16 protein-coding genes are annotated in these 19,255 nt (G+C 72.7%); 4 read left to right on the top strand and 12 right to left on the bottom strand.

Annotation, left to right across the window (positions count from 1 at the left end; genetic code table 11):
* Positions 1–9: 9 nt before the first annotated feature.
* The 3 genes from glpK to C4U03_RS13415 all read right to left on the bottom strand — a co-directional run bounded on the left by glpK (position 10) and on the right by C4U03_RS13415 (position 3,545).
* Positions 10–1,527, bottom strand: coding sequence for a glycerol kinase GlpK (gene glpK / locus C4U03_RS13425; RefSeq protein ID WP_103938083.1), 1,518 nt, complete (start codon positions 1,525–1,527; stop codon positions 10–12).
* A 28-nt stretch (positions 1,528–1,555) separates the two neighbouring features.
* The gene (locus tag C4U03_RS13420) at positions 1,556–2,386 is read right to left on the bottom strand and encodes an MIP/aquaporin family protein (protein WP_103938082.1); all 831 of its coding nucleotides are present in this window, start codon (positions 2,384–2,386) and stop codon (positions 1,556–1,558) included.
* A gap of 259 nt (positions 2,387–2,645) precedes the next feature.
* Positions 2,646–3,545: an alpha/beta hydrolase gene (locus C4U03_RS13415; protein ID WP_103938081.1), complete on the bottom strand. Its 900-nt coding sequence runs from the start codon at positions 3,543–3,545 to the stop codon at positions 2,646–2,648.
* Between the two features lie 256 nt (positions 3,546–3,801).
* On the opposite strand from C4U03_RS13415, the gene C4U03_RS13410 reads away from it, so the two are divergent.
* On the top strand, positions 3,802–5,616 hold the full coding sequence (locus tag C4U03_RS13410) for a class I SAM-dependent methyltransferase (protein WP_235017888.1): 1,815 nt from the start codon (positions 3,802–3,804) through the stop codon (positions 5,614–5,616).
* A 204-nt stretch (positions 5,617–5,820) separates the two neighbouring features.
* Here the strand turns inward: C4U03_RS13410 and C4U03_RS13405 are convergent, their stop codons facing one another.
* The 3 genes from C4U03_RS13405 to C4U03_RS13395 form a co-directional block, all read right to left on the bottom strand.
* Entirely contained in the window at positions 5,821–6,288 is a 468-nt protein-coding gene (locus C4U03_RS13405; RefSeq protein WP_103938079.1) for a DoxX family protein, read from the bottom strand.
* Between the two features lie 289 nt (positions 6,289–6,577).
* Entirely contained in the window at positions 6,578–7,951 is a 1,374-nt protein-coding gene (locus C4U03_RS13400; RefSeq protein WP_103938078.1) for a cytochrome P450, read from the bottom strand.
* A gap of 66 nt (positions 7,952–8,017) precedes the next feature.
* Complete coding sequence (locus tag C4U03_RS13395; protein WP_103938077.1) at positions 8,018–8,932, bottom strand: PHP domain-containing protein; 915 nt, start codon at positions 8,930–8,932, stop codon at positions 8,018–8,020.
* 194 nt (positions 8,933–9,126) lie between these two features.
* Here C4U03_RS13395 and C4U03_RS13390 point away from each other — a divergent pair, with 194 nt between their 5' ends.
* The gene (locus tag C4U03_RS13390) at positions 9,127–10,920 is read left to right on the top strand and encodes a SpoIVB peptidase S55 domain-containing protein (RefSeq protein WP_103938076.1); all 1,794 of its coding nucleotides are present in this window, start codon (positions 9,127–9,129) and stop codon (positions 10,918–10,920) included.
* 166 nt (positions 10,921–11,086) lie between these two features.
* Here C4U03_RS13390 and C4U03_RS13385 read toward each other — a convergent pair whose 3' ends face one another.
* The gene (locus C4U03_RS13385; RefSeq protein ID WP_235017840.1) at positions 11,087–11,842 is read right to left on the bottom strand and encodes an SDR family NAD(P)-dependent oxidoreductase; all 756 of its coding nucleotides are present in this window, start codon (positions 11,840–11,842) and stop codon (positions 11,087–11,089) included.
* Positions 11,843–12,204: 362 nt separating this feature from the next.
* On the opposite strand from C4U03_RS13385, the gene C4U03_RS13380 reads away from it, so the two are divergent.
* Entirely contained in the window at positions 12,205–12,495 is a 291-nt protein-coding gene (locus C4U03_RS13380; protein WP_200827226.1) for a hypothetical protein, read from the top strand.
* Positions 12,496–12,667: 172 nt separating this feature from the next.
* Here C4U03_RS13380 and C4U03_RS13375 read toward each other — a convergent pair whose 3' ends face one another.
* Both C4U03_RS13375 and C4U03_RS13370 read right to left on the bottom strand, forming a co-directional pair.
* Entirely contained in the window at positions 12,668–13,879 is a 1,212-nt protein-coding gene (locus C4U03_RS13375; RefSeq protein ID WP_235017839.1) for a YihY/virulence factor BrkB family protein, read from the bottom strand.
* Positions 13,876–14,160, bottom strand: coding sequence for a DUF4235 domain-containing protein (locus tag C4U03_RS13370; RefSeq protein ID WP_235017838.1), 285 nt, complete (start codon positions 14,158–14,160; stop codon positions 13,876–13,878). Before C4U03_RS13370 ends, C4U03_RS13375 begins: the two co-directional genes overlap by 4 nt.
* 396 nt (positions 14,161–14,556) lie before the next feature.
* Between C4U03_RS13370 and C4U03_RS13365 the strand changes: the two genes are divergently transcribed.
* Positions 14,557–15,327 (top strand): enoyl-CoA hydratase-related protein, encoded by a 771-nt coding sequence (locus tag C4U03_RS13365; RefSeq protein ID WP_103938073.1) that lies wholly within the window; start codon positions 14,557–14,559, stop codon positions 15,325–15,327.
* An 18-nt stretch (positions 15,328–15,345) separates the two neighbouring features.
* On the opposite strand, the gene C4U03_RS41795 is transcribed toward C4U03_RS13365, so the two are convergent.
* The 3 genes from C4U03_RS41795 to C4U03_RS13350 form a co-directional block, all read right to left on the bottom strand.
* A complete protein-coding gene (locus tag C4U03_RS41795; protein ID WP_160146977.1) occupies positions 15,346–15,888 on the bottom strand; it encodes an HU family DNA-binding protein in 543 nt (180 codons plus the stop codon).
* A gap of 277 nt (positions 15,889–16,165) precedes the next feature.
* Positions 16,166–16,948, bottom strand: a complete 783-nt coding sequence (locus C4U03_RS13355; RefSeq protein WP_103938495.1) for an SAM-dependent methyltransferase — start codon at positions 16,946–16,948, stop codon at positions 16,166–16,168.
* 239 nt (positions 16,949–17,187) lie between these two features.
* On the bottom strand, positions 17,188–19,026 hold the full coding sequence (locus tag C4U03_RS13350; protein ID WP_103938071.1) for a bifunctional metallophosphatase/5'-nucleotidase: 1,839 nt from the start codon (positions 19,024–19,026) through the stop codon (positions 17,188–17,190).
* Positions 19,027–19,255 lie beyond the last annotated feature (229 nt).

The raw sequence follows: 19,255 nt of genomic DNA, 5'->3' as shown, positions 1-19,255 counted from the left end.
CAGCCGGCCTCAGTCGACGTCGACCCAGTCCAGCGTCCGTGCGACGGCCTTCTTCCAGCCTGCGTAGCCCTCCTCGCGCTGTTCCCGGCTCCACTGCGGCAGCCAGCGCCGGTCCTCGTTCCAGTTGCGGACCAGTTCCTCGGTGGACTTCCAGAAACCGACCGCCATCCCGGCGGCGTAGGCGGCGCCCAGCGCGGTGGTCTCGGCCACGACCGGCCGGGAGACCGGGACGCCGAGGATGTCGGCCTGGATCTGCATGCACAACTCGTTGGCGGTGACGCCGCCGTCCACCCGCAGCACGTCCAGCACCACGCCGGAGTCCTGCTGCATCGCCTCGACCACGTCGCGCGTCTGATAGCAGATCGCCTCCAGCGTGGCGCGGGCGATGTGGGCGTTGTTGTTGTAGCGCGACAGCCCGACGATGGCGCCGCGCGCGTCTGAGCGCCAGTACGGGGCGAACAGCCCGGAGAACGCCGGCACGAAGTACACGCCGCCGTTGTCGGGGACCTGGCGGGCCAGGTTCTCGCTCTGCGCGGCGCCGGAGATGATGCCGAGCTGGTCGCGCAGCCACTGCACCGCCGAGCCGGTGACCGCGATGGAGCCCTCCAGGGCGTACACCGGCTTGGCGCCGCCGACCTGGTAGCAGACGGTGGTGAGCAGGCCGTGCTCGGAGCGGACCGGCTCGGTGCCGGTGTTCATCAGCAGGAAGTTGCCGGTGCCGTAGGTGTTCTTGGCCTGGCCGGGCTCGAAGCAGACCTGGCCGACCGTGGCCGCCTGCTGGTCGCCCAGCGCCCCTGACAGCGTCACCTCCCCGCCCAGCGGACCGTCCGCCCGGGTCGTCCCGTAGCCGGCCGGGTCGCAGGACGGCCTGATCGCCGGCAGCATCCGGCGCGGGATGCCGAAGAACGACAGCAACTCGTCGTCCCAGTCGAGGGTCTCCAGGTCCATCAGCATGGTGCGGCTGGCGTTGGTGACGTCGGTGACGTGCACGCCGCCGTCCGTGCCGCCGGTGAGGTTCCAGATCAGCCAGCTGTCGATGGTGCCGAACAGCGCGTCGCCGGACTCGGCGGCCGCGCGCAGCCCATCGACGTTCTCCAGCAGCCACTGCACCTTGCCGCCGGAGAAGTAGGTCGCCGGCGGCAGCCCGGCCTTGCGGCGGATGACGTCGCCGCGGCCGTCGCGCTCCAGCGCCGAGGCGATGCGGTCGGTGCGGGTGTCCTGCCAGACGATCGCGTTGTGGTACGGGCGGCCGGTACGCCGGTCCCACACCACGGCCGTCTCCCGCTGGTTGGTGATGCCGAGCGCGGCCAGGTCGCCCGCGCCCAGGCCGGCCTTGTTCAGCCCGCTCTGCACGACCGCCCGGGTGCGTTCCCAGATCTCGGTGGGGTCATGCTCGACCCAGCCGGCCTGCGGCAGGATCTGCTCGTGCTCCAGCTGGTGCCGGGCCACCTCGTTGCCGCCGTGGTCGAAGATCATGAATCGGGTGCTGGTGGTGCCCTGGTCAACGGCTCCGACGAAGTCGGCCATCTGACATCCCTCCTCGGGTCCGGGCGGCTCAGGCCGCCTCGTAGTGGGATCTGCTCGGAACGTCCACCGGGGGAGTGCCGTCCCCGGTGGGCAGGAACCGCCCGACCAGCCCCTTGTAGAGTCCCGCGCCGAGCACCCCGCCGACCAGCGGCCCGACGATCGGGACCCAGAAGTACAGCTCGCCGTACTGGTCCCGCCAGGCACCCTGGTAGCCGGTCAGGAACGAGGCCAGCCGGGGCCCGAAGTCGCGGGCCGGGTTGATGGCGTAGCCGGCGTCGGTGCCCCAGGCGAACCCGATGGCCACCACCACCAGCCCGATCACCACCGGGCCCAGGTTGGCGGCCGGGCCGGAGTTGCGCGGATCGGTCAGCGCCAGGATCAGGAACAGCAGGATGGCCGTGCCGATGATCTGGTCGCGCAGGGCGCCCATGGTGTGCACCGGCAGGGTGCCGTTGCCGGGCAGGGTGGAGAACACGCCCTGGGTCTTGAGGGTGTGGTCCGGATCGACCTTGGCCAGCACCTCGGCGTAGTTCCAGCGGACGATCAGGGCCGCCACGAAGGCGCCGGCGGTCTGCGCCAGCGTGTAGGGCAGCACCTTGCGCCAGGGAAAGTCCCGGAACACCGCCAGGGTGAAGGTGACGGCCGGGTTGAGATGGGCGCCGCTGACCCGGGCCGAGACGTAGACGCCGAGCGTGACGCCCAGGCCCCACGCCCAGGCGATGCTGTCGTGGTCGCCGAGGCCCCCGGCCACGACCTGGGCGACCACGCCCACTCCGAACAGGATGAGGATCATCGTCCCGGCGAACTCGGCGGCCATCTCGCCGACCGTCCCCGGAACGGGGGTGCGCTGTTCCGCCATGTGCCCTCCTCGGCCAGCGGATGGACGCGACCGGACCCGCGCCCGCCCGCGCTGCTGCCGACCGCGAGCGTCCGGGCAGACCCGCCGGTGGGGGTCCCGCCGGGTGCCGGAGCCGCGCGGCTGATTCGGACGCTAGGCCGGAATGCGCACCCCGACAACGGGCAAGTTTCGCGGTACCGAACACTTTGCGGCATCGAGACGGACGGCCACGCTCGGGGACATGGCGTCGGCCACCCGCCGGCGTCGGACTTCGGCCCGGTCAGCCGCTGCCCAGCGACCGCATGATCAGCGGCCAGGCGTAGTGCAGCTCCCGCCGCCAGTACGGCCAGCTGTGGGTGCCACGGTCGTACAGGTGGGTGGTGATGGGGATGTTCAGCTCGCGCAGCCGCCGCAGGAACGGGCCGATCGTGGAGCGGACGATGGGCTCGGCGAGGGCGGCCATGTCGCGGCGGGCGTCCGGCGGGTCCAGCGGGCCCCGCCGCCCGGTGCCCGCCGACAGGTACAGGCCGGTGCCGCGCAGCCCGTGCGCCATGCGGACCGGGTCGAACGAGCGCCAGATCCGGTCGTGCACGACTGGCAGCCCCCACATGGCCAGCGGGTTCGTACGGCCGACCGAGGCGGTGGCCAGCAGCAGGCTGGTGGCCACCAGCGGTGAGCGGATCGAGCAGGGCGAGCTGAACGCGGCGGCGTAGCGGTAGGCGCCGGGATGGCGGGCCGAGTAGATCAGCGCCCCGTAACCGCCGCCGGACACCCCCGCCAGGGCCTGGGCGTCACCGGCGCGGTAGGTCTCGCGCATCAGCCGCCCCACCTCTTCCAGATGGAACGTCTCCCACTGCGGCGCGCCGGGGCGGTCGAAGTTCCACCAGTTGGTGTAGCCGCCCGCCCGTCCGCCGTCCGGGATGACCACCAGCACGTCGGAGCCGGCGCTGAGGCCGTCCACATCCGTCTCGCGGACCCACGACCGGTAGTCGTCGTCGCCGCCATGGAAGAGGTAAAGCAGTGGCCAGGTTCGATCTGCCTCGCGCGACCAACCGTGCGGGACCAGCAAATGCATCTTCACGGTACGGCCGACCGCCGCCGACCGGACCGCCAGTTCGTACAGCCTGGGGCCCAGCCGACGCTCGCCCAGCAGCCCGGGCGGTTCGCGAGTGATCGCCATAGCGGGGCAGTCTGCCGCGCCGGCCGCCGGATTTCTTGCCGACGGGCGCACCGGCGCGGGCGGGTTTTTTGTCAGTCGCCTGACAACGGCGGGTGGTCTTGTCAGCTGAGTGACATCGGACCGCCTCCCGTTGTCCGGGGGGTTAGTGTCCGCTTGCGGGCTTTCTTGACAGGATCCCTGCCCACGGCGATCGATCACGACCCGGATTCCCGGCGCGTTCGGGAGCCGAGGGTGAGGAGACGCACGCGTGAACTGGATGATCTGGCTGGTGGCGGCCGGCGTCCTCGGCAACGCCCTGCGGCTGCGCCACAGGGTCACCGGGCTGCGCAGGCTGCCGCCGGGGCGCACGGTGCACGTCCTGGACGGGTACACGACGCTGACCGCCGAGGACGCGGCGGTCCCCGACCACGTGCTGCGCGCGGCCGCCGACCACGCTCGGCAGGACGGGCTGGGCATGCTCGACCTGGTCCCGGCCGACCTGCCGGTGGACCAGGCGCTCGACCTGGTGCGTCACGTCGATCCGCGGGCCTACCGCAAGGACCGGTTCGGCCTGGGCAGGGGCGCCGGTTACGCGGTGCTCGTCGACAGCGACGCCCTGGAACGCTCGCGGACGGAGCCGCACGGCGGCCTGGACGCCGGCGAGATGGGGGAGGCGACCACCCGGATCCGGTTCTACGTGGGCTCGGCGGACATGGTGGTCGCCCCGTTCCACGCGACGGACCGGACCGCGCAGCGGCGGGCGTGGCTGCGCTCGCAGGCGCTGACGCTGCCACCGTCCGTGGCGCTGCCGCAGACCACCTACCTGGCGGGCGCGGGCTATCTGCTGGTCCTGTCCGGCCCGCTGATCGACCTGTGGCCGGGCCTGGGCCTGGTGCTGCTGTACAGCCTGGCCCCGTACCTGGTCTTCGCCGGGACCGCGCTGTCCCCGGCCGACCTGCACCGGGCCGCCTGGCTGCGGATCGCCCGCGTCCCGCTGACGATCTGGCGGACGCTGCGCGCCCCCCGCACCCGGTGGGAGCGGCGGCTGCTGGCCCGCCGGGAGGAGGCGCGCGCCCGCTACCGCGCCGAGATCGAGGCGGGCGTCGAACGCTACCTCGGCGAGCGCCGCACCGACTGCCCCTGGTGCGGCTCCCGCGACCTGGCCCCCCACCTGGTCACCCGCGACGTCATCCAGGCCAAGCCCGGCCGGTTCCCGCTGGAGCGCTGCCGGGGCTGCGGGCACGTCTTCCAGAACCCCCAGGTGACCCCCGAGGGCCTGGACTTTTACTACCGCGACGCCTACGACGGCCTCGGCGACCAGTCGGCCGAGATCATCCTCAGCTCCACCACCGGCGACTACCTGGCCCGCGCTCGCCTGGTCCGGCGGTTCACCACCCCGCGCACCTGGCTGGACATCGGCACCGGCAAGGGGCACTTTTGCCGCGCCGCCGGCACAGTCCTGCCCGGCACTGAGTTCGACGGCCTCGACATGGGCGACGGCGTCGAGGAGGCCGCTCACCGGGGCTGGATACGCCACGCCTACCGCGCGCAGTTCCTGGACGTCGGCACGGACATGATCGGCCGCTACGACGTGGTCAGCATGAACCACTACCTGGAGCACACCACCGACCCGCTGGCCGAGCTGGACCTGGTCGCCAAGATCCTCGACACCGGCGGCCTCCTGCTGGTGGAGATGCCCGACCCCGAGTCCCGCTTCGCCGCCGTGCTGCGCACCCTGTGGCTGCCCTACCTGCCCCCGCAGCACCTGCACCTGATCCCTTTGGGCAACCTCAGGAAGGCCCTGGAGGAACGGGGCCTGGAGGTGCTCGTCGAACAGCGCCGCGAGGCTCGCCGCGGCCAGGACATCGCCCCTGCGGCCGCCGCCCTGGTCAACCTGATCGGCGTGGACGTCGAGTTCCCCTGGCGCCATCCCCGCCCCCCGGGTCCCCGCCAGTACGCCCGCGCCCTCTCCGCCCAGCTCCTGGCCCTGCCCCTGCTGGCCGTCGGCCTGACCCTGGACCTGCTCACCCTCCCGTTCCTGAGAGGCTCCAGCAACACCTACCGGGTCCTGGCCCGCAAACAGCCCGCCTGACCTCCTGCGCCCGGCTCGTCGGCTCTGGGCGGTGCGGAACCGGCGAATGGTGAGGAGCTTCCTGGGGCGGCCGTCACCTTGGCCGTTGTCCTCCTCGGCGCCGGCCATAGCGACGGTGCCGCGGGTGTACTGGGCGCCGGTGGTCCGGTCCTCGTGACGGTGGCCCGAGGGCCCTGGGGGACCCTCGGGCCGGTCGGCGGGCCGTCAGGTGGCGGAGCCGATGCGGGACAGGGCGGGTGCCTTGTCCACGGCGCCGCGGCCGGTGTGCCGGGCGCGGCGGTTCAGGAGCGCGTCCAGCGACCAGGGGCCGGGGCCGAGCACCGCGATCAGCAGGAAGGCCCAGCAGTAGATCGCCGCCGGCTCCCCGTCGTTTTGCAGCGGCAGCAGCGCGTCGGGCTGGTGCACCACGAAGTACGCGTACGCCATGGAACCGGACGCGAGGACGGCGTTGACGCGGGTGAACAGCCCGGCCAGCACCAGCCCGCCGCAGACGAGCTGGATGAGCGCCGCCCACCAGCCCGGCCAGGCGAGGAGGTCGACCGCCTGGCCGGTGCCGCGGACGCCGCCGAACACGCCGAACATCGAGGCCGTTCCGTGGCACCCGAACAATAACCCGGTCACGATGCGAAACAGCGAGAGCACCGGCCCGGAGAAACGATCCAGCGGGATCATGAAATCACCTCTCCCCAGTAGTGGCGGGTGGAGCAGCGGAATCGCGACCCGCACACGGGTTCGTCATTCCTCGTCCACCCGGCCGACCATGATTCCCATCACACCCTGACGGGCCTGGTCGGCGTCCACATAACGCGCCGTGGCCGGTGCGCCGGATGATGCCGATCCCGGGCACCGGCAGCCGATTTCATGATTTGCGTATCCGGCACGGTCGAACGGGAAATGTCCGGCGGTTTCGTGATCGGGCTAGGGGCGCCGATGATTTCCCCGATGCCCGCCCCTGGCGGAGCTACGCCGTCGAGCGGGGCCGTACCTGGAAGCGCAGCCCGAACGGGCCGAGGGTGCGCGGCAGCGGCTGGGCGTAGGTGAGGGGCTGCCCGGAGGCCAGCCGGTACTCGTGCCGCTGGATCAGCATGGCCAGGAACAGGCCGGTGGTCAGCAGCACCAGGTTGCGGCCGGGGCACTCGACGGGTCCGCCGCTGAACGGGATGTCCGACCAACTCCGCCGGGCGGTGCCGTCCAGCCAGATCCACGGCGCGAACGTGTCGGCGTACGGCAGCGTCCGGTCGTCGCGCTGCAGGAACGGGGTGTGCACGAGCAGCGCGGTGCCGGCGGGCATCCGGGTGCCGTCCCAGGCCGTCTCGGCGGTGGTCTCGCGCAGCAGCGCCAGCGTGGTGGGCCACAGCCGGACCGACTCCTGGACGCAGGCACGCAGGTAGGGCAGGTCCTGGGGCTGTTCGAGGTCGCGCCCGTCCACCTCCTCGCGGGCCTTGCGGGCCTGGTCGGGATGCGTCGCCAGCAGCGCCAGCGCCCGGTAGGCGGCCATCCCGGCGGGTTCGAAGGCGAACAGCCACTGCGGCACCTGGTCGGCGGGCTCGGTGCCGGAGGTGCTGGGAGCGCGGGCGACCAGCTCGGCCAGGCTGCCCGGCTCGGCCAGATCCAGGTAGTGCCGCAGCCGGTGCTGGAAGCGGTGGCGCAGGATCCTGCGCCGGGGCATCGCGTACGCCCAGTTGGCGCTCATCCGCAGCCGGGTGAGCAGGTCGCTGATCTCGGAGTCGTCGCGGGCCGCGTCACCGAGCACCACCCGGCGGATCACCCGCCACCACGCCACCCGGAAGGTGTCCCAGTCCAGCTCGCCGGTACGGCCGATCTCCTCGCGCAGCAGCTCGGCCTCCTCGCGCACCTTGGCGGTGATGGCCTCCCCGTAGCGGTGGACGGGGGCGGAGGTGTCCAGCACGGCCTCGTTGAACCGGCGCCGGTCCGGCCGCTTGGCAGCGTCGGAGATCAGCACGCCGTGCGGCTGGAACTGCGACAGCGCGCTGCGCTTCTCCAGGTTGGCCGGAGAGAAGGGCTCGGGCGAGCCGGTCAGCACCCGTTCCACGTCGCCGGGGGAGAGCACCAGGGCCAGCCGCCGGCCGGGAAGGCGCAGCAGCAGGGGCCCCGGCCCGTACCGGGACCGCATCCGCTGCAGCAGGTCACCGGCACGGCGGTCGGCGTCGATGGCCTCGGCCAGCCGAACGATCCGCGGCCGGCGGGCCAGGACGCCCCGGGCCACGGTGGGAACGAGCACGGTGGCGCCGATGCGCAGCGTGTCGGCCACGGACGCCTGGTTCACCCGGGACGGCCGTGCGGAGGTGACGACGGGGCGTTGGACGGCGGTCATCTGACTCCTTCCCTCAGGAGTCGATCTGCCCACCGACCCCGCCTTAAACCGGAGTGCACGGCCGCCTCAGTGGACTCCGGGCATGTCTCGCCCGGACGGGCCGGGGCCGGCCGGGGGATGTGCGGGCCGGTGGGGCGGCGCGGTGATCGGGCGGGCGCCGGTCGCCTCGGCCAGCAACCGTTCGTACACCTGTGGGGCGGTGGTCTCACGGCCCAGCCGATGGCCGCTCAGCTCGCCGTGGTCGTCGCTGGAGCCGGTCACGGCCAGCCTCAGGTCGGCGGCCAGCCCGCGCAGGTGCTCGCGGTCGGCGGGACCGTGGTCGGGATGGTCGACCTCCAGCCCGAACAGCCCAGCCGCGGCCAGCTCGGCGATCTGGGCGTCGCTCATCCCCTGGCCCCGCCTGCCCGCCCTGGGGTGGGCCAGCACCGGGACGCCGCCCGCGGCCCGCACCATGCGGATCGCCGCGGGCGGGTCCGGGGCGTACCGCTGCGCGTGGGCGCGCCCGCCGGGGGCGATCCACGCGTCGGTGAACGCCTGCGCCGGGTCGTCGATCGTCCCGGCGGCGACCATGGCCCGCGCGATGTGCGGACGTCCCACCGGGGCGTCTCCGGCCAGGGACCGCACCTGTTCCCAGGTGACGGGAACGCCCAGTTCGATCAATTTTTCAACCATTCTGCGGCCGCGGGTTTCCCGCGACTCCCGGATGCGCGCGCATTCGGCGGTCAGTGCGGGGTCGGCGGGGTCGAAGAGATACGCCAGCAGATGGACGCTCGTCCCCTCCCGCAGGCACGACAACTCCATGCCGGGCACCAGCGTCAACCCGGCGGGCAGCGCGGCGGCGGCGTCCGGCAGACCGGCCACGGTGTCATGGTCGGTCAGCGCCACCACGTCCAGTCCTGCCTGGTGGGCCCGCCGCATCACCGTCCCGGGCGGCTCGGTCCCGTCCGAGGCGGTGCTGTGGCTGTGCATGTCGATCCGCATTCGCCGCTTTCCTTTCCGTGGTCATCGATGAGCCGCCGACGGCCCTGCGGCGAGCGGCGGGGAATTCTTCCAGACACATCGGGCGCAGTCTCCCCATTGGCCGCATTCCGCCATATGAACAACATTCTCCCCATAGGGCTCGTCTCATAGACGTCAGGCGACCTCCAGGTCGCCGCACGGTGAAAGGGGCTCCATTGCACAACTCGTCAAGGCACGCGGCGGGACTGGCCATCGCGCTCGCGGTGGCCGCCCCGCTCGCAGTGTCGACGCCGGTCACGGCGCACGCGCGGACCGCGCCCGCGGGCTGCCCGGCACCGTACCCCGTCGCCGAGGTCGGCAAAGGGATGACCGGCTGGGGGCTGACGGTCAGCAAGGGGACCACGCCCGAGCGCTTCACGGTGAAGGTCCAGGGCGTGCTCAAGGACGGCATCGCCCCGGGCGTCGACATGATCCTGGCCGAGGCGGACTCGCCCGCCCTCGACGCGGCCGGATCCATCTGGGCCGGCATGTCGGGCTCTCCGGTCTACAGCAAGGACGGGCGGCTGCTCGGCGCGGTGGGCTACGGCTTCAGCGGCACCTCCAAGCTCGCCGGCATCACCCCCGCCAAGGCCATGTACGGGCTGCTGAGCAAGCCCGAGCAGGTCGCCGCGGCAAAGGCCGCCGGACGTGTGACGCTGCCCGCCTCGATGCAGCGTGAACTCACCTCCCGCGGACTGGTCGGCGCGAAGGCCGCCGCCGCGGGGCTGTCGCGGCTGCCGCTGCCGGTCGGCGTCTCCGGGCTCAGCCAGAAGCGGGTCAACGCGCTGAACGCCGCACTGGCCCGCAAGGGCAGCGAGGTCCGGCTCTACCGCACCGGGTCCGCCTCCGGGGCCAAGGCCCAGCCGGGCACGGTCGTGCCCGGCGGCAACTTCGGCGTGCTCCAGTCGTACGGGACGGTGACCCAGGGCGCCATCGGCACCACCACTGCCGTCTGCGACGGCCGGGCGCTGGCCTTCGGGCATCCCTACTTCCTTTACCCCGGTGGGCCGGTCCGGCTGACCGCGGTCGCCGGTGAGGCGCTCTCGATCGTCCCCGACTCCACCTTCGGGGCGTTCAAGCTGGCCAACTTCAGCGGCGTCGCGGGCACCCTCACCCAGGACCGGCACACCGGCGTGGTCTCCCGGCTGGGCGCCGGCCCGGCGGTGACGCCGATCGTCTCGCGGGCCGCCGCCGACGGGACGACCCGTAACGACACCACATACGTCAGCAGCCCCGAAGACGTGCCGTCCACCGCCACATTGCACCTGTGGGCGGCCGTCGACCAGGCCCGCGACCAGGTCACCGGAGGCACCACCACCGCCACCTGGACGGTGCGCGGCACCGCGGCCGGCAAGCCCTGGGAGATCACCCTGGGCAACCGGTACTCCGACCGCGGGGACGCCACCTACGACGCCGGCATGGACATCGCCGGCCGGCTCGATGCGCTGGCCGACAACCCGTACACCGCCGTCAAGTTCACCGACCTGCGGCTCAATGCCGCCGGTAACAGCACGTACGGCAAGTACACCGTCGCCGGGCTGCTGGTGAAGCGGAACGGCACGTGGGTCGCGCTCAACCCCAACAAGGTCCTGCCCGTCACCGCGGGCAAGAAGGTCGTGGTCCGCGTGCGGCTGACCGCCTTCCGGGCGCCCGCCCGGACGGTGGACGTCAGGTTCACCGTGCCCAAGAAGCGCAGCGGCACCTCGGGCACGCTGTCCATCGCCGGCGGGCTGGACGAGTCCAAGGCGAGCCTCGAATGCCTGATCGGCGAGCCCGGCGCCTGTGCCGACGACGTCCGGGCCAAGAGCTTCCCCGACCTGCTGGCCAAGCTGAAGGCGACGCCGCGCAACGACCACCTGGTCGGCAGCCTCGTCCTCGGCTCCGGCAAGGCCAGGGCGACGGTGCGCGACCGCAGGCTGCTCGACCGGATCGTGGGCGGCGGCATCTCGCTGGACGTCGAGATCCGCTGAACCTCGGCACGGCCGCCCCGCCCGCCGGTGGGGCGGCCGTGTCCCTGCCCGGCGCGGACTTTCCGGCCGTCCCTCACGTAACGTCGGGCCAGGCCTGGTAGGCGAGGGGAGCGGACGATCCGCGCCGCACCGGGTTCCGGTGCGGTCGCCCCGTCCCGGCGGAGGGTCAGCCGATGGTGTGACCGCCGTTGACGATGATCCGCTCCCCGGTGACGTAGCCGCCTCCGTCGGAGGCCAGGAACGCCACGGCGGCGGCGACGTCCTCGGGCTTGCCGATCTTTCCCAGCGGCACGTCGGCGGTGTAGGAGCCCAAGTCCTCGGCCGAGGCGCCGGCGTGCCGCTCCACCGGGATCCAGCCGGGCGCGACCACGTTGACGGTGATGCCGAACGGGCCCAGCTCCCGCGCCCACGACCGGGCGAGCCCGATCTGGGCCCCCTTGGCGGCGGTGTAGGCGGACATACGGGGCAGGGCGCGCTCGAACACGTCCGAGCCGATCTGGATGATGCGCCCGCCGCCCTGTTCCTTCATGCCGGGCACCACCGCCTGTGCCAGCAGGGTGGGGCTCTTGACGAAGAACACCAGCTGGTCCAGGTGGTCCTGCCAGGTCAGCTCCTCGAACGGGACCTGCGGCTGCGGCCCGGTGGCGTTGGCGACCAGCACCCCGATCCCGCCGAGGCTCTCGGTGACCCGGGCCACCAGGTCGGCGACGCCGTCCTCGTCGGTGACGTCCGCGCCGAACGCCTCGGCGGTCCCGCCCGCCGCGCGGATGTCCTGCACCACCCGCCCGGCGCCCGCGGCGTCGGACCGGTAGTTGACCGCCACCGCCCATCCGTCGGCGCCCAGCCGCCGCGCGATGGCCGCGCCCAGCCCCCGGGATGCTCCGCTGACCAGGGCCACACCGTGTCGTGTTCTCGAATCCACGATCAACGATCTAAGGCCACGGTCCGGCACCTCGGCAACAGTACGTCCGGTATCGGGTGGACCGTGCCCCCAGGTCCGGTTCCGGCTCTCGGGTCCCGCCGGGCCCGGTACGTGACGCAGCGGATGCCCGAACGCTCCCTGGAGCGGTCGGCCGAGGAGGCCGACCGCCGGGTGACCCGGCCGGCCGGATGCCTCGGTCCGTCGGGTGGTCCGGTCCGTCAGGTGGTCCGGTCCTCCGCCCGGTGATCGGGCGGGCAACCCTGTGCCGGGGCGTTAGCACAGGTGGCAGGCGGGTAGCCGTACCGGGGCCGGGGCAGCCCGGCGACTTGACGACGATGCCGAGGACAGCAGCGGAGGCAGTGATGACCAGCCCCGAGGACGACGACCGGCGGGAGAGCAGGCCGCAGCAGGACCGCGGCCCGGGGGCCCACTCCGGCCACGAGAGGCAGGTGCAGGAACGGGTGGTGCCCGGTACCGCCAGCGCCGCCGAGGGCTACCAGACGGGGGAGGACGACATCCTCGCGGGTGTGCGGGCCCGTCCCGGCGAGACGGCCCGGCCGGCCGACGAGGAGGAGACGGGAACGCCGTCCGGCGACCGGGGCGAGGAGCCGCCCGAGGACGAGGGGCAGCCGTCGTTCGGCGGCCGGGCCTGAACGCGCCGAGTACCTGGCGCCGGACCGAAGGCGTCTGCGAGAGACGAGGCCGCCGACACTCGGTGAGGTCGGCGGCCTCGTCGGGCTGATCGTCGGCCTTGTCAGGCCCGTCGGGCCGAAGGGCCGCTCACCGGGCGGAGCGGTCCCATCCGGTGAGCGGCCCCGGCCGGTGCTAGGTCAGGTCCCTGCTAGGCCGGTCCCGGTCCTCGGTGCGCAGGTCGTCGGGGAACTTGCGGGTGTCACGGGGCTCCACATAGGGCTCCTCGTCCTGCGGATGCCCCTCGGCGATGGCGTGTCCCCGCTGGAGCTCGGCGTTGAGCTCGACCCCCAGCAGCAGCGCGATATTGCTGATCCACAGCCAGACCAGAAAGATGATCAGCGCGGCCAGGCTGCCGTAGGTCTTGTTGTAGGAGCCGAAGTTGGCGACGTAGAACGCGAAGCCCGCCGAGGCCAGCAGCCACACCACCAGGGCGAGGATCCCGCCGGGCGTCACCCACCTGAAGCCCTGCTTGACATTGGGCGAGGCCCAGTACAGCAGCGAGAACAGGAAGCTGATGGCCACCAGCATCACCGGCCACTTGGCGATGTTCCAGGCGGTCACCGCGGCCGCACCCATCCCCAGCAGGTTCCCGACCTTCTGGGCCAGCGGCCCGGACAGCACCACCGCGATCGCCGAGGCCGACAGCAGCACCAGCGCCGCCAGCGTCACCCCGATCCGCAGCGGCATGGTCTTCCAGATCGGCCGCCCCTCCGGGATGTCGTAGATCGCGTTCGAGGCCCGCATGAACGCCGCGACGTACCCGGACGCCGACCACACCGCCGCCAGCAGACCGATGATCGCGAACAGTCCCGCGCCGCCCCGTCCCCGCTGCAATTCGGCCAGCGCGTTGGCCAGCACGTCCCGTACCGCCCCGGGCGCCAGATCGCCGACGTTCTGGACGATGGACTGGGACAGCGAGGTGCCGCCCAGCCCGACCAGCGAGACGATCACCAGCATCGCCGGAAAGATCGACAGCACCCCGTAGTAGGTGAGGGCGGCCGCCCAGTCGGTCAGGTTGTCGGTCTTGAACTCGCGGAACGTCCGCTTGACGGCCTGCACCCAGGACTTCTTCGACAGCGAGGTCGGCGAGTCCTCCTCCTGCCCGGCGGCCGGGGCCGCCCCGTCCGCCGCCCTCCGCTCGTCCCCGGCGTGCCGTGCCGGCGTCTGCCCGTTCCCTGGCCGCGCCCGCTCGTCCCGGGTCCCTTCCCGGTCGGGCAGTCCCGGCTCCCGCTCGTCCAGTGCCTGTGCCTGCTCGTTCCGCATCCGGTCCTGCTCGTCGTGCGTCCGCGCCTGCTCTTCTCGCGCCTGCTCTTCTCGCGCGTGCGTTCTGATGCGCCAGTTCATGACGCGATGCCCGCCAGTTCCCTGGCGGCCTTGCGCTGGGCGGTGCGGAGCCTTCCCCTGGCGCCCGCCCGCTTGGTGGCCCCCCTGATCATCCCGGCGATCGCCCCCTGCAACGCCGCCGCGGCCATCACCTCGACCAGGTCCCGCTCCAAATCCTCGGCGTGGGGTGTGTCCTTCTCCCCGGCGGCCAGTTTCCAGACCCGTTTGAAGAGCATCCCGGCCAGCATGCCGCCCAGCATGCTGAAGATCACAGAAAACGCCCGGTACATCGTCGCGCTCACCTCGTCCTGCGGCCACCCCGGTTCCGTTCGGGACCTGGCATTGCCGTTCCCGCGGGTACCGCCCTAAACCCCGCCGCGGACACGGATCACCTGACGCCCGGCCCGCCTGTCGGTCACGCCCGCAGTGCCGGCCGGGGCTTCGGACCGGCCGGCCGCTTTCCGCCCGCGGCGGCGAAACGGCCGGCCGCGTAAATGCGGTATGCCGCGCATCGCCGTTGCCGGAACGGTCGTTTTCCCGAATTGCGGAACGAGCCGGTCGGCGCCGTACGACCGCGCGCCCGGCCCAGGGGCCGTCATCCCGGCACCCGCCGGGCGGCGGCCCGCCTGGGCAGTGGCGATATAAAGCAGTGATCGACGAGGGAGGCGGCCGGGGACGGCCGCAGGTGAGGAGGGTCGATGACCACGACCGAGGAGCAGCCGGTCCTGCTGGAGGTTGACCGCGGGATCGCCACGATCACGCTCAACTCCCCGGCCAACCGCAACGCCCTGTCGCAGGCGCTGCGCACCGGGCTGGCCGCGCGGCTCGCCGAGGCCGGGGCCGACGACGACGTACGGGCCGTGGTGCTGACCGGCGCGGGCACGGTGTTCTGCGCGGGCGCCGACCTCAAGGAGATCGCCTCGGGCGGAGCGGAGCGGGGGCCGTCGGTGCCCGAACTGCTGGCGGCCGTCATGGACCTGCCCAAGCCCGTGGTGGCCAGGCTCAACGGGCCGGCCCGGGCCGGCGGGCTGGGCATCGTGGCGGCCTGCGACCTGGCGGTGGCGCCCGACGACGTCACCTTCGCCTTCACCGAGGTCAGGATCGGGGTGGTGCCCGCCATGATCGCGGTGGTGTGCCGGACGCGGATGGACTCCCGCGCGCTGTCGCGCTACTTCCTGACCGGCGAGACCTTCACCGCCGCCCAAGCCGTGGAGTCCGGGCTGCTCACCGCCGCCTGCCCGCGGGAGGAACTGGACGAGACGGTCGGCGGGCTGCTGACCGCCTTCCGCGCCACCGAGCCGAAGGCGGTGGCGCGGACCAAGCGGCTGCTGGTCGAACTGGACGGGATGGCCCGCGACGAGGCGTTCACCCTGGCCGAACGGGTCTCGATGGAGTTCTTCGCCAGTCCCGAGGGGGAGGAGGGCCGGCGCGCCTTCTTCGAGAAGCGCCCGCCGCGCTGGGCGCTGTGACCCGGGACCCGCGCCGCCTCAGCGGGACTTGACGGCCTTCTTGCCCTTGGGCTTGCCGCCCTTGGCGTCCTTGGCCCTGCTCTCCTGGACGTCCTTGCCGGGCTTACCAGGCTTGCCGGGCTTCTTCTTCGCCTTCTTGGGCGCCTCGGCGGCGGGCTTGACGTCCTTCTTGGACTTCTTGCCCTTGCGCGGCGGCTCGGTGCCGACCTTGCCGTCCCGCACCACCGCGACGGGCCCGGGCCGGACCTCCGGCTCGGGCTCGGCCACGGCCTCCAGGACGGCCACGCTGCCGGCCACCCGGTCCCGGAAGGTCTGGCCGACCCGGAACCGCGGCGCCTCGGTGGCCGCCACCTCCACCGGCAGGCCGGTGCGGGGGTTGCGGGCGGTGCGGGCCGGACGGGAGACCCGGTCGAAGGTTCCGAAACCGGTCACCAGGACCCGCTCGCCGTCCGCCACCCGATCCATGATCGTCTCGAACACGGCGTCCACATGGCGTCGAGCCACCGCCGGGTCGCTGCCGGCCCGCGCCGCCACCGCCTCGATCAGCTCCGTTCTGTTCACCAGAACTCCTTAGTGTGCAGGCTCCCGCCCTCGGGAGGGGAGGCGCGGCACCGCGCCGCGGCGAATACCCGTTCGGGTCCGGCCAATGTGCTGGTCAGGCTAGACCAGCCGGACGCCGCACGGGGACATTCCCGGAGCAATGCGGCAATTCGTGACCAGGGCATCGTCGCGGGCCCGGGGGGAACGAGTCGGTCATCGTCGAGGTGCGCGCGACATCCGGCGGGCGTCGTCCCGCGTCTTCGGGGTGGTGGGCGCAGGGCTCGCAGGCCACGTCCGGCTAGGGTTTGCGGCCGACGCCGCAGACCTCGGCGACGTGGGCGTTCCCGTCATCGAGCGGGGGCATGTCGGGGCGCCAGTGCGGCAGCGTGACCACGCCGGGCTCCACCATCTCCAGGCCGTCGAAGAACCGGGCGATGCGTTCGGGGCTGCGCAGTTCGTAGGGGGCCGCGCCGCCGTCGTTGTAGTACCGCTGCGCCTCGACGAACGCCGGGTCGGTGTCGGTGCCGTCGGCGAGCACCAGATGGCTGCCGGACGGCAGGCTCTCCAGCAGCCGGCGCACGATCGACCGCGCCTCCTCGTCGTCGGTGACATGGCCCAGGATGCCCAGCATCATCAGCCCGACGGGCCGGGTGAGGTCCAGCGTCTCGGCCGCCTGCCGCAGGACGGCCTCGGGGTCACGGGCGTCGGCGTCGATGTACTGGGTGACGCCCTGCGAGGTCCCGCCCAGCAGGGCGCGGGCGTGCACCAGCACCAGGGGGTCGTTGTCGACGTAGACGATGCGGCAGGCGGGGTTCACCCGCTGGGCGACCTCGTGGGTGTTGTCGACGGTGGGCAGGCCGGTGCCGATGTCGAGGAACTGGTCGATGCCCGCCTCACCGGCCAGGTACCGCACGGCCCTGGCCAGGAAGTACCGCTGGCCCCGGGCGATGTCCAGGATGCCGGGGAAGACCCTGACGTAGGCGTCCCCGGCCTCCTGGTCGACGGGGTAGTGGTCCTTGCCGCCCAGCCAGTAGTTCCAGATCCGCGCCGAGTGCGGGACGGAGGCGTCGATCCCGGCCATGAGGTCCTTGTGCGCCTCGGTCCACGAGAACGCCGGCTCGTCGTCGTGCACCGCAACCTCCCGTTGCGTACGGACTTGTGGGCGGCCACACGCCATGCTCGTCTGGGTGGAAGGCTAACGGTGATGCCGCAAGGAGTGGGTGCTCTGTCCTATTAAGGACAGGTTGTCGAGATTCGCCGGGCGCCGCGCCCCGCCGGCCGTGCATCGGGCGGCGGGGCGCGGTCGGCCGGTCGCCGGGGTTACGGCGTGGTGATGCGGCCGGAGCCCGCCTCCGGGTAGGCCGCCGCTGTGATCCGGCCACCGAGGTCGCCGGTGATGTAGTCGGCCAGCGCCTGCTGGTAGGTCAGCCCGACCGTGGTGAACGGCAGGCCGCGGAACGGCCACTGGTCGCCGCCGCGTGCGCTGAAGTCGTTGGTGGCCACCGACAGGCCCGCGCCCGGCACCACCTGGCCGTTGGCGACGATGACGGTGCCGTCGTCCAGCGTGACCGAGCGCACCCGCGTGCCGGGGGTCAGCACGGTGCCCGCGTCGTCCACCACCTGCGCGGTGCCGGCCGGGTCGTAGGTGAAGCGGAAGCCCGCCACCTGCGCGAACCGGCCGTCGGCGACGGGCATCCGGGAGACGGCGTTCTCCAGGATCTCCTTGAACTGGGCGCGCGGCACGTCCGGCACCACCGAGACGAAGTTGCTGAACGCGGCGATCTGGAAGGTGTTGAGCTCGGTGACCGGCCCGGCGGGGATCAGGCTGTTGTTGCGGATGCCGCCGCCGTTCTGCAGGGCGACCTGCGGCGGCGTGACGCCGTAGGCGGCGGCGTTCTTGCGCCCGGCGGCCAGCAGGGAGTCGGCCATCAGGTTGCCGAGGTTGGTCTCCTTGGTGCGCACGCCCGGATCCCGGCGGCCCTCCAGGGGAACGGCCGACTCGCCGAGGACGTTGGCCGCCATGTCGTCCACGAACTGCGAGACCGGCTCGACCACCGTGCGCTGCACCCGGCGGTCGGGGGCGACGGCGTCGGGCGCCACCCCGGAGACCCGCACCGGGCCGCTGCCGCGGTCGACCCCGACCACCTTGCCGCGGCGGTCGAAGTTCACCACCAGGCGGCCGACGTACTTGTAGTCGCCCGCGGTGGTCACCACCGGGACGTCCACCCCCGCCCGGTCCCGGGCGTACATCGGGTAGCGCAGCCGCTCGCCGGTGGCCGGATCAGTGGTGATCACATCGCCGGGGACCAGCGGGGTGGTGTCGGAGGCCATCAGTTCGTCGCCGCCGCCCGCGATGACCACGTCCACGTTCCGCAGCATCGGCACCAGCGCCCGGTCCTCGGTCAGCCCCTGCAGATGGCTGATCAGGACGATCTTGTCGACGCCGCGCCGGGACAGCCGGTCGACCTGGGCCTGCACCAGTCCCGCCACGTCCTGCAGCACCTTGACCCGGCGGGGGCTGGACAGGGCCGCCAGTGCGGGCGTGGTGGCACCGACGACGCCGATCCGCTCGCCGCGTTCGCGCACCGTGACCGACGAGACGATGGTGCCCTTCTTCACCAGCGCGTTCAGCCGCGCCTCGTCGCTCATGTCGAGGTTGGCCGACACGAACGGGGGCGGCGCGGCGCCGAAGCTGCCGATGAAGTCGGCCAGGATGTCCGGGCCGAAGTCGAACTCGTGGTTGCCGATCGCCATCGCGTCGTAGCCGACGGCCTTGAGCGCGAGCGCGTCGTAGAAGGGCACCCCCTTGCGCAGGCTGGCGGAGAACTCCGGGCCGGCCAGGAAGTTGTCGCCCGACGACAGCGTGATCGCCCCGCGCCGGGCGGCCTGGCCGCGGCCCGGCCGGCCGGTGGTGGCCTGCGCGCGGAGCTTGCCGACCAGGGTGGCGAAGCGGGCGACGCCGCCGTAGTCCGGCTGGCCCGGCGCGCTGAGCAGCTTGGACTCGCCGTCGTTGTTGTGCAGGATCGTCAGCGTGAACGCGGGCCCGCCGTGCCCGGCGGCCGGCGCGGCCGATCCGGGGGTGGCCAGTGGCCCGGCCACGGCCAGCGCGGCGATGGCCGTGACCGCCGCGAGGCGGCGTGGGCGTGGGTGCTGCGTCATGGGGGGCTCCTGAAGGAAGACGACTCGCCGCGCATCTTAGGGACCTGCGCACCTCGCGCGAACGATCAGACGTTGACAGCAACCCGTCCGCCGTGTCGTCACCTCACGCCCGGAGGCGGCCCGGTCATGGCGAGGCCGCCACACGGCCGGAAGGCCGGTGACGTGATCGGCGTGATCACAGTGGGTAGTGATGTCCGAGCGGGCGGTCTGTCCGCCGCCCCGCCACCGG

Origin of the sequence: Thermomonospora echinospora, assembly GCF_900108175.1 — a bacterium.
Taxonomy (GTDB): Bacteria; Actinomycetota; Actinomycetes; order Streptosporangiales; family Streptosporangiaceae; genus Thermomonospora; species Thermomonospora echinospora.
This window is presented reverse-complemented; position numbering and strand designations above follow the sequence as displayed.